8 protein-coding genes are annotated in these 15,111 nt (G+C 35.3%); 5 read left to right on the top strand and 3 right to left on the bottom strand.

What is annotated here, in order from left to right; all coding sequences use genetic code 11:
• Nucleotides 1–331: 331 nt before the first annotated feature.
• Entirely contained in the window at nucleotides 332–1,546 is a 1,215-nt protein-coding gene (locus RGRSB_RS01645; protein WP_119259554.1) for an HhoA/HhoB/HtrA family serine endopeptidase, read from the bottom strand.
• An 869-nt stretch (nucleotides 1,547–2,415) separates the two neighbouring features.
• On the opposite strand from RGRSB_RS01645, the gene RGRSB_RS01640 reads away from it, so the two are divergent.
• From RGRSB_RS01640 to RGRSB_RS01620, 5 genes are all read left to right on the top strand, one after another.
• Nucleotides 2,416–3,687 (top strand): ATP-grasp domain-containing protein, encoded by a 1,272-nt coding sequence (locus RGRSB_RS01640; RefSeq protein ID WP_119259553.1) that lies wholly within the window; start codon nucleotides 2,416–2,418, stop codon nucleotides 3,685–3,687.
• 105 nt (nucleotides 3,688–3,792) lie between these two features.
• Nucleotides 3,793–4,710, top strand: coding sequence for a succinate--CoA ligase subunit alpha (locus RGRSB_RS01635; RefSeq protein ID WP_119259552.1), 918 nt, complete (start codon nucleotides 3,793–3,795; stop codon nucleotides 4,708–4,710).
• Between the two features lie 1,725 nt (nucleotides 4,711–6,435).
• Nucleotides 6,436–7,416 (top strand): NAD-dependent epimerase, encoded by a 981-nt coding sequence (locus tag RGRSB_RS01630; protein ID WP_119259551.1) that lies wholly within the window; start codon nucleotides 6,436–6,438, stop codon nucleotides 7,414–7,416.
• 2,365 nt (nucleotides 7,417–9,781) lie between these two features.
• The gene (locus tag RGRSB_RS01625) at nucleotides 9,782–10,135 is read left to right on the top strand and encodes an STAS domain-containing protein (protein WP_119260909.1); all 354 of its coding nucleotides are present in this window, start codon (nucleotides 9,782–9,784) and stop codon (nucleotides 10,133–10,135) included.
• A gap of 88 nt (nucleotides 10,136–10,223) precedes the next feature.
• A complete protein-coding gene (locus RGRSB_RS01620; protein ID WP_119259550.1) occupies nucleotides 10,224–12,809 on the top strand; it encodes a TIGR03960 family B12-binding radical SAM protein in 2,586 nt (861 codons plus the stop codon).
• 466 nt (nucleotides 12,810–13,275) lie between these two features.
• Here the strand turns inward: RGRSB_RS01620 and RGRSB_RS01615 are convergent, their stop codons facing one another.
• Entirely contained in the window at nucleotides 13,276–14,589 is a 1,314-nt protein-coding gene (locus tag RGRSB_RS01615) for a four-carbon acid sugar kinase family protein (protein WP_119259549.1), read from the bottom strand.
• Between the two features lie 134 nt (nucleotides 14,590–14,723).
• Entirely contained in the window at nucleotides 14,724–15,077 is a 354-nt protein-coding gene (gene rplT / locus RGRSB_RS01610) for a 50S ribosomal protein L20 (protein WP_119259548.1), read from the bottom strand.
• Between the last annotated feature and the right edge of the window lie 34 nt (nucleotides 15,078–15,111).

Raw genomic sequence — 15,111 nt, 5'->3', positions numbered from 1 at the left:
CTATGATAAACTATAGAAGAAGTTGAGTCCCTGTGAACACCACATTCATCTTTTGGATGCAGAAGACCGCTTAGGATTTTAACAATGACGTAGATACTAACAATAACGTTACTGATCTATTATCGATTGGTACTTGTTTATGTCGTCGCTCCGAAAATTCTAGTTTATACCTTCAAACCACAATTTTTTGATTTATACATCTTAATAAGTTTAAGATTGTAATCTTTCTTCGTCGAATTTCGAAATAGTTTTTGATCCACAGGCGATTCATAGTCTTCTAAATAAATTGTCGAGGTGTGGCAAATCAACTACCACACCAGTCCGTGTTTGTTTAGGGTGTTCCTTCTAATTGAGCAGTTCTTACCGTTAAATAAGTAACGTGATCACCACGATAAAGTTGGAGCTTTAAAGGAGCATTGAGACCTGAATTTTCTACAATGGATTGTAATTCACTACCGTCAGTCACCAATTTTCCATTAACTCCTACAATGACGTCTCCTCGACGGATTCCAGCTTTAGCAGCAGGAGTATTAGGGACAACTTGTACTACCAAAATTCCTTCAACTTCAGGGATGAGAATGGGTGAGTTAGAATTTTTGTTATTTTCCCGAGCCAGTTCAGGAGTGAGATTAACCATCTGGACCCCAATATAGGGGTGAGGAACTTTTTGTCCACTGACTAAAATATTTTGCAAAGTTTTGGCTTTATTGATAGGAATAGCAAAACCGATTCCCATCGCGTCGGCACGAATAGCTGTATTAATGCCAATCACTTCCCCTTGAGAATTTAAGAGAGGGCCTCCAGAATTCCCCGGGTTAATTGCCGCATCAGTTTGAATGAAATCGAGACGCTTATCAGGAATTCCAGCTTTAGCGGCTGAACGGCCGATGGTACTGATAATCCCCAAGGTGACAGTATTATCCAATCCTACCGGATTCCCTACGGCAATAGCCCAATCTCCTACTTTAAGATTAGCTGAGTCTCCTAGAGGAGCAACTGGCAATTTATCCTCTTGGGGAGATATTTTCACCACTGCCAAGTCAGTGACTTCATCGGTTCCTCGGACTTGTCCATTAAAAGTACGTCCATCTTTAAGGGTAACGGTGACTTTATCAGCCTTGTTGACTACATGAGCATTGGTTAAAATTATCCCATTTCCGTCGATAATAAACCCTGAACCCTGTCCCGCAATTCTTCGTTCTTGAGGAAGATGAGAGCGAAATTGTTCTCCAAAAAATTCTCGAAAGAAAGGGTCGTTAAAAAACGGATCAATGCTTCTGGTGACAACTGTTTCTGTGTCAATACGAACCACTGCAGAACCAGTGCGGGCTACAGCTGCGGAGACAAAGCTATCGCGATCTTTAGCAACGAGATTTTTAGCTAAGTCTAAGGGAGCAGAAGTATTTTCCTGATTATTTAGGGATGGTTCCGCAAAAGGCTCAGCTTGAGACGAGAGAAAATGGAAGCCACCAAAGCACAAAAGCATACCAAGTAAAAGTGATATCAGGTAACTACCCAATTGGCGTAGCAGTTTTGTAAACTTCATAATTTTTGTAAAACCTCAAACAGGTTAAATCGACTATATTAGTTGGATGAGCTTTGTTATCCGTTTTGACGAGTTGCAGCGTAGGCTTTCTACATCATTTCCAAACCTAACATTTTGAGGGTGTTTTGATAGGTTGTTTAATGTGTTTTTACTTAAATACAAGATACATAGTTTTTTTAAAAAAACTCATTGAATTATAATGGTATACCAAAATTCAAGCAGGTTTACAATAGCTATTAGCTATAATACGTACTGCTCCTGCTCTTAAAGAATCGTTCCCAACAATAGCTTATTAGCCGAAGTGAATGTCACTAACGAAGATATTTGGTCGTTCACACTAAACAAAAAGCAGACGTTCGGAACGACTCGCTTCTCTTTAGTAAGTTTGATAATATTAAAAGTGAAGTGATCTCCATTACTTTAGATGTCCTAAAAACTGATAAAATTCATTACTTTTATCGCTTTCCTACTAAAATTAAATCGAATCAACAATTTCTGAGAGCCCATTATCGTTAAATTTCTTTGCAATCAGGAATGTCCGTTACTATCAATATTAAAGTCCGAGAGAATCGCACAGCAATGAATCTAATGACTGAACTATTTAAAAAGAAAGTAGAGAATCTCAAACAAATCTGTTAATCAAGTATGTTTATGAGAAATATTCTACTTTTCTTTATCTTAAATTAGAAGAGTATTTATCTGATGTAATGCTTCGAGTACTAAAATTTTTATAGACTACTTCATGTGGTCTTGTTTTTTACTTTTTTCTTTATAATTTGATAATAAATTCCAGATAGGAGAATATTAGGATACTAACTGACATATTTTCCTATCTTTCTAAAAACTATACCTCTGAGATTAAAAGTGTCATGGATTTACTTGAATATCAAGCTAAAAAACTTTTTCATCAGGTGGGTATTCCTATTTTACCCTCCCAACCTATCGTTAATCTCAGTGAAATTAAACACCTTCATATCCCTTATCCTGTCGTGTTGAAGTCACAAGTCCGTTCTGGAGGTCGTGGAAAAGCCGGGGGCATTCGTTTCGTGGAAAATACGATTGATGCAATTGTAGCTGCCCAAGCAATTTTTAGTCTGGCAATTTTAGGAGAATATCCAGAAGTTATTCTGGCAGAAGCTCGCTACGATACCAAATCTGAATTTTTTCTTTCGGTTCTGCTTGATTATAAACTTCAGCGTCCAGTTTTGCTTGGTTCACCCAAAGGAGGAATTGACGTGGAAACTCTCCTCGAGCATATGGAAAAAGTAGTAGTTGATAGCGATTTTTCGCCCTTTTATGCCCGCCGTTTAGCCGTAAAAATGGGACTCCAAGGGGAACTTATCCAGACAGTAAGTTCCATTCTTGAAAAGATGTACCAGATTTTTCGAGAGAAAGATTTAGATTTGATTGAAATCAATCCTTTAGCGGTAAGTCCAACTGGAGAAGTTATGGCTCTCGATGGGAAAATTGCGGTTAACGATGCAGCTTTGTCTCGCCATCGAGATCTAGTGGAATTACTCACATCCTCTAAACTAGAAACTTCGTCAATAGTATTCAACCCTGTTATCCCTAAACCTTTAACTCTCCCTCAAGTTTGTGTTATTAAAGCTACCTCAGGAGAGGGTAATATCGGAATCATTAGTAATGGCTGGGGATTGACTCTTACCAGTTGGGAGCTGTTAGTTCATGAACAAGGTAATCCAGCCTGTGGTTGGATGCTCAGCGAACAGGAAGGATTAATCTCTCTTATCGAGCAGTTGACTACCGCGTTAGAACAAGCCATTAAATCAACTCATATAAAGGTTCTGTTAATTAACATTTTGGGTAATATTGAAACTTCCGGAGTAATCGCAAAAGGGATTGCTGATTATTTTCAACCTTATCTGAAACGCGAGACAGACTTCCGTGAAGACCCTTTCCCAAGGCCCACCAGGACTAACTCTCTTGATCATCAACAGGATGGTCAACCCCAAAATCGTCTGTCCCAAGTTACGAAACTACCATCTTTAGTGGTTCGTTTACTCGGGGACGATTTTGACTCAATTAAAGAAAGTCTTTCTGGATTAGACATTAACTCGACTGAGGATTTGGGACAAGCGATCACTACAACGGTTTCTCTAGCTAAGGCTCAAAAAAAATAGGACTTTCTCACCTCAGTCTAGGCAAAAGTTAATAAAAAATTAGGTTATTTTCTAATTTAATCTGATTAAAATTGCAATTCAATCACACGACGACTATATTGATTTATGAAATGGCAAGCTAATAGTAAAGTTATTATTCAAGGGATTACAACTCCTCTAGGGACCGTCTACGGGAAACAGATGAAAGCTTTTGGAATGAATATCGTGGCTGGAATTAGTATAAGCGGTGAAAGTCCAAAAATAGATGGAATTCCAGTCTTTAACTTAGTAGAAAAAGCTATCAGTGAGTTCGAAAACATCGATATTAGTGTTATTTTTACCCCTCCTTATAAAGTCTTAGATGCAGCTTTAGAGGCAATGGCTTCAGGAATTAGACAACTGGTGATTGTATCCGGGGGGGTTCCTCCTTTAGATATGATTGATCTTCTCCATAAAGCACAAGTTAACCAGACTTTTATCTTGGGTTCGGGCAGTCAGGGACTAGTTGTTCCTAATCAGTTTTGGTTAGGGATATGTGAGCATTCCTTTTATAGTCCGGGATCTGTGGGGATTGTTAGTCGTTGTGATCGCCTAGTTGATGAAATAGCTAGAGAATTAACCCGAGCTAAGTTAGGTCAGTCTCTCGTTGTTAGTTTAGGCAAAGATTTCATTATCGGCTCAAATTTCGAACATTGGTTACAGATACTTGAAGAGGACAGTAGCACTAAAGTAATTGTTATTTTAGGAAGAGGTAATAGTCATGCTGAACTCTGTGCGGTTGAATACATTGCCTCAGCTATCGAAAAACCCGTGATTGCTTATATTGCTGGGCTTTATACTCCCATAGAACGTAATTTTCGGGATGCTAAAACAATTGTAGCCGCCCAACTCTCTTCGTCAGTGATACAAATTCCTCCTGAAGAGTCCATCATAGATGGTTTTAAAAAAGCTAAGGTAAAAGTGGCTCAACATCCCACTGAGATTATTAAGCTAGTTAAAATGGCCATCTCTCGGAAATCCTTGCCTAGACAATTAGGTACATGATTTTCTAGGGCAATATTCGGACAGCAATCATGAATATTAACCTTAATCAAATCAACGTTTACATCAATGCGTGAGTATTTTCTGCCCAGCCGTATAGATTTAAAAGTTATTGTGAAAACAACACTAAATATGGTCGTGATAATCTACTTGTGATAGGAAGGAAATAATCTAGGTGAAAACAATGTCCGTAAAACCTAACAAAACCCCAAACTTAGTTTAAGTAAACTAAGTTTGGGGATCTAAGCAGTAAAACTTCTGTAGAATCAAAAAGATAATATTTACTCTAAAAAGTATTACGAGTATAGACTGTCAAAAATAGTCTACTTACTGTAGAAATAAATTTTAGTTGTAGTAGAAAATTTATCAAAAAATATATAGATTAAAAGAAAAATAGGTTAAGAATTTTAGTGATGAGGATTTGAAGTAAAAAGTAAGGAAAAAACATTACAAACTATAATTAGCTTAATAAATTATTCTTTAAATTTAAAAAGTAATATCTATGAATATAGATAATAATTAGGGTAACTTGTTGTGGAAAAAAAATATTTTGAAAAAGTTTAGGTACAAAGATAAAAAGATGAATCAATAAATATCAGATACTCTTGTCAGAGCACTAGATTAAAATATAGAAAATAAAAGCTTATTTTGCTAAAAAAATCTTTTAAAGAAAAATAAAAGAATAAACAAGATTATCATTTTTTTACGGAAATAAAGTATAACTAACTTAAAAATATTCTACTAGTTGTTAAGTTTATTAATTGGTATTATTGTTAGATTCTATGATTTTATTAGAAATATCTATACTGTATTTAAACTCTACGAAACCATTACTTGCCATGTCCCGATATAATTTTTTTTATGATGGATAAGTGTGCAAAAATTGCTTAGGAAAGTTGTTTCTCTAGCTTGGAATTGCTTCTATTTGTTACCGACAAGACAAAGGTACTATTAGTCTAATGTAACTAGTGCTATCCCCAGCCTAAACCTAAATATACTGACTTGGACCAGACAAGTAAATATATTTATATTAGCCAGTTTGCACAACAGAAACTTATGAACATAGAGTGGAATTACAAAAGATTGTGGTTAAGTGCATCTAATTGATATAAATTAGATTATAGAACAAGTACAAAGGGACTATAATCTTTTTTTAGCCGACTTTTTGTAAGCAAAAAACTCAATGTTCTTTTAGAATCCTAGAAACAGTTTAATTACTCAATTATCCTGAAAATTGTCGGAGATGTTCTTCGGTCTAACTAAGCAATAGAGACTACTCAACAATTTTCTTAAGTTAGAATGGCTAGGCTATCGACTAATGGTGAAAATTTATTAAGTGATGAGAAAAGCTATGTTTTTAGTGTATTCCTCAAAAAAAGATGAGATCTTTAGTCAATTAGTAATTTAAGCTTTTGCTACAGGGACTCTTGTTATTGTCTCTAATACCGAGATGATCACCAAATTAGTTGACTACAGTCTTCCTGGACTTCTTTTTTATTCTAACAATTCAATTGATTTAGCAGCTAAAATAGAGTGGTTATGGAAATATCCAGTTGAGCATAATGGAATATATCATGCAGTTATAATAAAGATTATAAACTAATATACAGAAAAGGAAAACAATAGTCGTCTAATGAAAATTTATGATACGGTCTTTAGATAAAAACTTAATAAAATCCCTTATTCACTGATTCTTTAATTTTCAATCAAAACCTTTAATAAATAAAAATGCAAATTTTAATTACAGGCGTAGCTGGCTTTATTGGATATCATTTAGCACAACGATTGTTAGCAGAAGGACACCAAATATATGGCATCGACAATCTCAACAACTATTATGATGTTACCCTCAAACAAGCTCGTCTAGAACAATTGTTATCCCAAAAGAACTTTAAATTTAACCGTTTAGATATTAGCCATAGATCTTTAGTTATGGATCTCTTCAAAGAATATTCTTTTGAGTATGTTGTTCATCTCGCTGCCCAGGCTGGAGTTCGTTATTCCTTGGAAAACCCTGAAGCTTATATTGATAGTAACTTAGTAGGATTTGCTAATCTTTTAGAGGGATGTCGTCATAACCATATTAATCATTTAGTATTTGCTTCTTCTAGTTCAGTTTATGGTTCTAATAAAAAGGTTCCTTTTTCTGTTACTGATAATGTAGATAGACCGGTTTCTCTTTATGCAGCTACTAAAAAAGCAAATGAATTAATGGCTTATGCCTACAGTCATTTATATTTGATTCCTATTACTGGATTGCGCTTTTTTACGGTGTATGGTCCTTGGGGAAGACCAGATATGGCATATTTTAAATTTGTTCGAGCGATCACAGAAAAAAAACCTATTGACGTTTATAATCATGGCAGGATGAAGCGCGATTTTACTTATATTGATGATGTCATTGAAGCTATGGTAAGGATTATCCCTAAGTATCCCTTAAATACTTTTAATCAACCACCATATAAGATTTATAATCTTGGAAAAAATAACCCAGTAGAATTAAAAGAATTTATTGAGGTAATTGAAACAGCTTTAAATATGAAAGCCGTCAAAAATTTCTTACCGATGCAACCTGGAGATGTTGTATCTACTTATGCTGATATAGATGAACTAATCAACGATATCGGATTCAAACCAACAACTACAATTACCCTAGGTCTTCAACAATTTGTTGCATGGTATCAAGAGTTTTATCGATATAATAACTGATGATTATTTTATTTTCGTTTGTTGAAAAAGAAAAAAGAGAAAAAATAGTTCTACTGAACTCAAGTTAGTAAACTGATAGTTAGCAATCAGGAAAAGAAAACATAAAATAAAGAATGAGAAACAGTTAAGATAAAAAGATGAGAATATATTAGATGTTTAGACATAGCAGAAATTTAGATTAATTAATAACAAAACTCATACAATTTTATCTAAAAAAACAGGACTGTTTTCAGAAAAATAGTTAGAAATAATTATTAATTTTTAAGATAAGGAAAGTGTTAGCCTTACTTATCAGATTTAGTCTAATTAAGTTTGATATTAGCGCTGAGTTAGTCCAACTTATTTAACATTATTATTCAAATAAATATAAAAATTAGTATACTAACTTTATAGTTTGTAACTATACTTTAGAAAATTTTTTTAATGCGGCAGATTTACTTGAGATTTTAAGAAAATAAATCAGCAATCATCTCAATACGATAGTCTCTTACAAAGTTTTTAATGCACTAGATGTAATTTATAAATATAAAATATTATTTACGAATGCTGCTGTTATTTTATCCAGGTTTATTTTACACAGATATTTTTCAAGTAGACAGATATAAATATACTTTAAAAAATAAATTGTATTTAGTTTATATAATTTTAATTAATATTTTTTATCACAATTATTTTGTGCAATTTATTATATAAATAATATACAGACATACTAATTTATAGAAAAAATATACCCAATAAAAATCTATATTTGTTGTGGCTTAATTACTAATAAAATTTATCAAAATAATGAATTAACTATTATATTTTCTGTATCTATAAAAACTGTATGTATTAAAAACAATCTCTATCAAATAAAAATCAATAAATTTGAAGAAATATTAAATAGTAACATTAATAATTTAGACAAAATTAATAATGTGAATGAACAAGAAATAGAAACAATACTCAAGGAATTAGAGCAAAAATTATAGATAAAAACTTTAGGCGTTAAAATGGTTAGTAATTGATAAAGTTGCTTTGCTCAAAGGACAAAAAAATTACTATATAATTTAACACTAAATTAAGATTATTCTTAATTAGTAAGACTTTTTTTAGATATACTTACATTTTTAGCTAAATGTTCATCAACTCAATTTAACTATTTTCTATTCATTTTTGAAATTCAATTTCATGAGGTTTATTTCATTAATAGGACTTCAGGCTTTTCTTGTAATTTGCTTCAGTTTTACTCTATTTTTTTAAAAAAAAATCTACTCATATAGAGACTATCAGAATGATAATGTATTTCAAATACATCACAGATAAATAGAGTTTTGGTTCCGTGGTCATAGGTTTGAATGGCATCAATCTAAAGTAGACTCGGTGCAGTCACTAACGTTAAAGAATGACTTTTCCCTAAGTCTATAATTTCCTCACTTTTGTCAAAGTATACCTTAATAAATGGTTGATAAACAAATTTTTTGAAGTATTAAATCGCTGCTTCAGAACTTACAACAGTAACCTTTAGGACTGACTCCAAGATTTTTCTTGCTAGCTCATTATGATAAGGTTTTGTATGATTGAATAATCAATAATAGACAGATCAATCTCCATTAACGCATTGAGGAAAAACTGACTGAGTCTAGTGTAGTAGATATCGACTAACACAAGTCTATTTCCTCGAATAATATTAGGAATTATTAAGTCGTTCGATATTGTAGTCTAAATTAGATATTAAAGTGATCGCGATCTCAGTTAAGAAAACGAATGGCTATGGTGTCCATAGTAACATTCGCTGTTATCAGCAGTTTTCCTAATAGGTTTTAATTACTGTCATCATTACACTATCATAGGAGTCTAAACCAACAATGAAGAGGTTTGGACAACTTTACACAACCTGAATTTGCGTTTTATTCATTTTTTTAAAAAATTTTAATTTTACAAAATATTTAGATTAAGGTGTCGTGGGACTGTTGTTTCGGATTTATACTGAGGTTATCGACTAGTTTAAGTAGTCCAGATTTGACTAACTTTAGTATGATTTTCAACTTTCTGTCTATGGAATCTTAAACTGGTCCACAGTTAAGATTCCAAGTTTGGAGTTTGATTCAAAACAATCCGAGAAATCTACATCTGCTGAAAAATAACTGAAGCTAACTAGGATTTGGTCAAAATTTCTATTATCAAGGAAATTAATTTTCTCGTTGACCAAGAATAATTTAAGTCATAATACTATACTTTGATGTTAGCTAACTGTCTAAAGTACTGTCTAAAATTAAGTTGCAGTTACGCAACTGATTTCGGTTAACTGTTTTTCCAGGATAACTGGTTATAATTTGAGTACACATTAATCACGGAAACTGCTTTAAACAGAGGATACATGGCAATGATGAGGAGTAATTTTATTGATCACGAACTAGCCATCCTTGAGCCCAGTGGCTACATCACAGCTGCTAATGCAGCTAGTTTTCAACAGGAACTAACTCAAGCGATAATTTCTTCCAAGCATTCTACCTTTTTGATCGATATGCACAGTGTAGGGTTTCTTGACAGTGCAGGATTAATGGCATTAGTGTATGTCTATTCTTTAGCTGAAAGTTTGGGTAAGCGGTTCAGTGTGTGTTCTTTAGAACCCTCGGTGCGTATAATCTTTGAGCTAACCCAGTTAGATAAGGCTTTAGACATTTTTGAGAATCGTCGTCAGTTTGAATTGTTGATGCCCAACACTGTAGCAGCCTAAACTTGCATCTCACCTCCCGAAACTTCCGGTATATATTTAGGAAAGCGACAGGATTTTATCCTGAAGTCTAAGTGCCGGAGGTTTTATTATGAAAGTTGCAATAGAAAAATTAATTACCCCTGAGATAAACAAGCCTGCCCGTTACCTAGGCAATGAATTAGGAGCTAAGCATAAACCTTGGAATGAAGCGGATGTGTATTGGGTTCTTACCTATCCAGAAATTTACGAACTTGGAGCCTCTAATTTAGGTCATATCATCCTTTACAATATCCTAAATGCTCAACCTAGACAACTATGCGACCGCGCTTATCTCCCCGCCCCAGATTTAGCAACTAAACTCCGAGATACTAAAACTCCCCTATTTGCCTTGGAATCTCGTCGTTCCCTCACTGAGTTTGATATCTTGGGTTTTAACCTTAGCTATGAGCTAGGGGTAACTAATGTTCTAGAAATGCTTAGTCTAGCTCAAATTCCCCTAACGTGGCAAGAACGCAACCAAAGAAACTATCCTTTGGTTTTTGCAGGAGGACAAACTGCAACCTCTAATCCAGAACCTTTCGCCGACTTTTTCGATTTTATCGCTTTAGGAGATGGGGAAGAATTACTTCCAGAGATTGGCTTAGTGCTCGAAGAGGGAAAAACTAACAACTTGAGTAAAGGAGACTTACTCTTAGATTTAGCTCAAGTTCCAGGAGTTTACGTTCCCCGTTTTTATGATGTCGCTGATGATAGTTCAGTCCATCCTAACCATCCCGATGTCCCTAGACGAATTTTACGGAGAGTAGCGACCCCTCTTCCTGCTTACTCAATTGGGTTAGTCCCCTTTGTAGAAACTATACATGATCGCCTAGTATTAGAAGTGCGTCGAGGATGCACCCGTGGTTGTCGTTTTTGTCAACCAGGAATGTTGACCCGTCCTGCACGAGATGTAGAACCTGAGCAAATTATTAATACCCTCGAAGAAGGAATTCGTCAGACAGGTTATAACGAATTTTCTCTACTTTCGTTAAGCTGTTCCGACTATCTTTCTCTCCCATCAGTAGGATTAGAAATCAAAAACAGACTCAAAGGGAAAAATATTTCCTTGTCCTTGCCCAGTCAACGGGTTGATCGTTTTGATGAAAATATCGCCAACATCATTGGAGGAATTCGCCAATCAGGGTTAACTTTTGCCCCCGAAGCAGGAACTCAAAGGCTGCGAGATGTTATTAATAAAGGATTAACCAACGAAGAATTACTTAGGGGCATCAAAACTGCTGTTGAGCAAGGATGGGATAAAATCAAACTCTATTTTATGATTGGCTTGCCAGGGGAAACGGATCTTGATGTGCTTGGTATTGTAGAAACTGTGCGCTGGTTAAAACGAGAATGTCGTCCCAGGGGCAAGCGATCACTCCAACTTACCTTAACAATTTCTAACTTTACTCCTAAACCCCACACTCCCTTTCAATGGCATTCGGTATCTACCAGTGAATTTCGTCGCAAACAGGAATTATTGAGAGAAGCGTTCCGTAAAGTTCAGGGAGTTAAAGTCAATTATACTGATATTCGGATCTCCGCTATGGAAGATTTTGTTGGACGGAGTGATCGCCGTTTAGCTCCTGTGGTACGTCGTGCTTGGGAATTGGGGGCAGGAATGGATTCTTGGTGGGAAAATACAGATAAAGCTCATTCTGCTTGGGAACAAGCCATCGACGAGGCGGAGTTAACCTGGAAATACCGTAAGGTTAAAAATGGAGAATGGAATGTTTTTGAAACGATAGACGATTATGACGTAGCCTTACCTTGGGATCATCTTGATACGGGAATTAACAAAGCCTGGCTTAAAGAGGACTTAAAACGGGCCTTAGAAACAGTAACTGTTCCTGATTGTACCTTTAATAGCTGCTCTAATTGTGGAGTGTGTGGACCAGATTTTGGTCATAATATAGCAATAGAACCTCCGCCAATTCCTGAGTTTCAGGGAAAGTATCAACCCAATCAAAATAAAGCGCAACGCATACGCGTTTGGTTTGGCAAAGTTGGGGAAATGGCTTTAGTAAGTCATTTAGATTTAGTTAGATTATTTAATCGAGCAATCCATCGTGGGTCATTACCAATTTCTTGTACAGGGGGATATCACCCTGGACCTAGAGTTTCGATTGCAAATGCTTTAAGTTTAGGAATTACAAGTGACGGGGAAATTGTTGATTTTGAATTGACTGAAAGAATAAAACTTGGAGACTTTCTTCAACTTTTATCGACACAACTTCCGTCAGATATTCCAATTTATCAAGTTGAAGAAGTTCCAATTAAATCCTTAGCAGCTACTCAGTTATTAGACAAGGCCGCTTATCTAATTACCGTTAAAACAAATGAGTTGGTCTCATTAGGAGAATGGCAACATTGGATTGATCAGTTAAATCATTGTCCGGAGATTAATTGGGAAAAGACCACAAAATCTGGTAAGAAAATTGTAGTGAACTTGGGGGATAGCCTATTTAGTTTATCTCTAAAATATTACAATAACGATAATTCTGTTATTTTGAGATATTTGGGGAGTTGTCGCAATGATGGAACAGTATTAAAACCTGAACAAGTGATTTATATGTTAGAGCAGATTTCTCAACAGAAATTACGATTATTACAGATTCATCGTCAACAGTTGATCCTAACAGACAACAAACTCAAATAAGACATAAATGAATTGTAGTAGTTTTCAAAGCAATCAGATTAACTTTATTGAAGAAACTTGAGGCAATAAATACTTTTAGTCCTTCTTTTCTCACTTGGACTTAAACAGCATTTATGGAACAATATTTTGTTGTCTTCACTGTCATGATATTGCTAATAGAGTGAAGCGAGTGTGAATTAACCGACTTTTTCCTGTGATGGGAGGAAAGTTATCGTAGGTAATAGCAAGAATCTTATGATTGTTAATGTGAATATTGACAAACTTGGTAGGGATAAAGTACTGATTGCTTCCTAGTAGTTCGCTCTAACCTTTTGATTCAAATTAACGTAATAAAGTTAATTTTAAAAAAATTTAAATTTTTGATATGTCTTGTAGCAAACTAAAACTCGGAGTTTAGGACTTTCAAACCTTTTAAGCCTTTAAATTTGGGTTGTCAATAATGTATCTATTCAGCCAACCCCAAATTTTAACTTAAGCGGCGATACACTTCGACTAACCCTTGATCATCTCCCACATTACCAGGAAATAAAACTACCGGCAAATTAGGAAAGATTGGATGATCTACTGATGTTCTTACTATCGAACATCCTGCTAAAATCTGACCCAACAAACGGACTGATCTTAAGTTTAGTCCGTTACTGAGAACATCATTAGATGTAATACCCCCTTTACTAATTAAAAACCCAATATTATGGGGCAACCCCTGCACCACATCTGTCAATAACCCAGACACTTTAAACCCAAAATCTAAGCGTTTTTGTGTCCTTTCAAAGGTTAATTCTTCCCGACTGGTATATATAGCCGGGGTTTTATTTTCTTGGTAAACAACCTTGACCTTATCTAAAGTTTGTGCTAGTAAGCTTTCACGTTGATTGGGATTATCTCGTAACTGTTTAACATCTATTTCAATTCCTACTACATCTTCTTCTTTCAGTAATTGCTTGAGCTGCTGAGTAGTTTTTTCAACATGAGATCCCACTAAAACGACCCCAGGGTTGATGGTGGGTTTATACTTATTCATTTCTTCGGGGGCGCTAGGTTGAAATCCCAATTGTGCCAAAGACGTTAGAATACTGGCTGCACCACGAAGCAAAAATCGTTTACCCGATGCTGCTGCAGTCAATAAATCTTGTGCAAATTGATCCAAGTCTTGTTGATTTTCTCCGTCAACAACTGCACATTGATTTCTTTTTAATCTCATTAATCTTTCTAAACTTCCTTGACGAATATCCCGGAGTAAAAATCGTTTTACTTCTGTTGATTTAATACGTCCATTAGTTTTTTCTTCCACATAGTCAGGAAGATAACTATGATGATAGCCAAAAACGGAATCTTTGGCAAATTCTGTCTCATGAACAGGGATAGGGACGCCATTTGTGTGTAGATAATGAATACTATCACGGGTTACTCTTCCCCCTTCAAAAAAAGCAGGGATAAGAAAATGAGCATCAAATTCACCTAATTCCTGGGTAATGACATCGGTTTCGATGGGATAATGTCCCCTTAGTGTAGAATCAGACCGACTGACTAGTAGGAAATCTTCAACGCCCTCTGCCTTAATAGCTAATTTTAGATTATGACAAACTTCTTTCGTAAGAACAGCAGCATCTTTTGGAGTTAATGCTCTCGTATTGGTAAGAACAAAAAAAATGGGAACCTCATCTGTTAAACCCAACCGCAGGGTGTCGACATCCCAATTCATCAGTAGCAAACAACTATGCACTGTTTGAGAACCTGTGGGGTCATCATCAAGGACAATAATTTTTAGGGGTGCATTCATGGTTATTCTAGATACCACCTTTGTTATTGTCCCATAAAAGCTTTATTTCTAATGTCTGACCTCATTTGTTGATTGACGAATCGCAGCGAAGTTTGCTCAATTAACTGAATTCTTCGCTGTTGACTCTATTGTAATCATTTAGCTGTTTTGGCCATCTCGACCACTTTTTCAAATGCTTGGGGATCTGTAATGGCTAATTGCGCTAACATCTTACGGTTAAGTTCAATGTTGGCTTTTTTGAGTTGTCCAGTGAGTTGACTATAACTCACCCCGTACATCCGTGCCGCAGCATTAATCCGAGTGATCCACAGGCGACGAAAGTCCCGTTTCCGTTTCCGGCGATCACGGTAAGCATTCCGCAACGCCTTCATTACCTGTTGATTTGCAATACGGAATAGTTTAGAGTGAGATCCTCTAAAACCTTTGGCTAATTTGAGAATTTTCGTACGGCGCTTGCGAGCAACATTGCCCCGTTTTACCCTTGTCATAAATAACTCTCTACTTAATTTTCTAAACAGTTGT

The organism is cyanobacterium endosymbiont of Rhopalodia gibberula (assembly GCF_003574135.1).
GTDB lineage: Bacteria > Cyanobacteriota > Cyanobacteriia > Cyanobacteriales > Microcystaceae > Rippkaea.
The sequence above is the reverse complement of the archived record's forward strand: the minus strand, read 5'-3'. Positions and strand labels throughout refer to the sequence as shown.

Coding starts and splice junctions, on each gene's coding strand:
- rplT (WP_119259548.1), bottom strand. CDS start 15,077: ATGACAAGGGTAAAACGGGGCAATGTTGCTCGCAAGCGCCGTACGAAA.
- RGRSB_RS01640 (WP_119259553.1), top strand. CDS start 2,416: ATGGATTTACTTGAATATCAAGCTAAAAAACTTTTTCATCAGGTGGGT.
- RGRSB_RS01635 (WP_119259552.1), top strand. CDS start 3,793: ATGAAATGGCAAGCTAATAGTAAAGTTATTATTCAAGGGATTACAACT.
- RGRSB_RS01645 (WP_119259554.1), bottom strand. CDS start 1,546: ATGAAGTTTACAAAACTGCTACGCCAATTGGGTAGTTACCTGATATCA.
- RGRSB_RS01615 (WP_119259549.1), bottom strand. CDS start 14,589: ATGAATGCACCCCTAAAAATTATTGTCCTTGATGATGACCCCACAGGT.
- RGRSB_RS01630 (WP_119259551.1), top strand. CDS start 6,436: ATGCAAATTTTAATTACAGGCGTAGCTGGCTTTATTGGATATCATTTA.
- RGRSB_RS01620 (WP_119259550.1), top strand. CDS start 10,224: ATGAAAGTTGCAATAGAAAAATTAATTACCCCTGAGATAAACAAGCCT.
- RGRSB_RS01625 (WP_119260909.1), top strand. CDS start 9,782: ATGATGAGGAGTAATTTTATTGATCACGAACTAGCCATCCTTGAGCCC.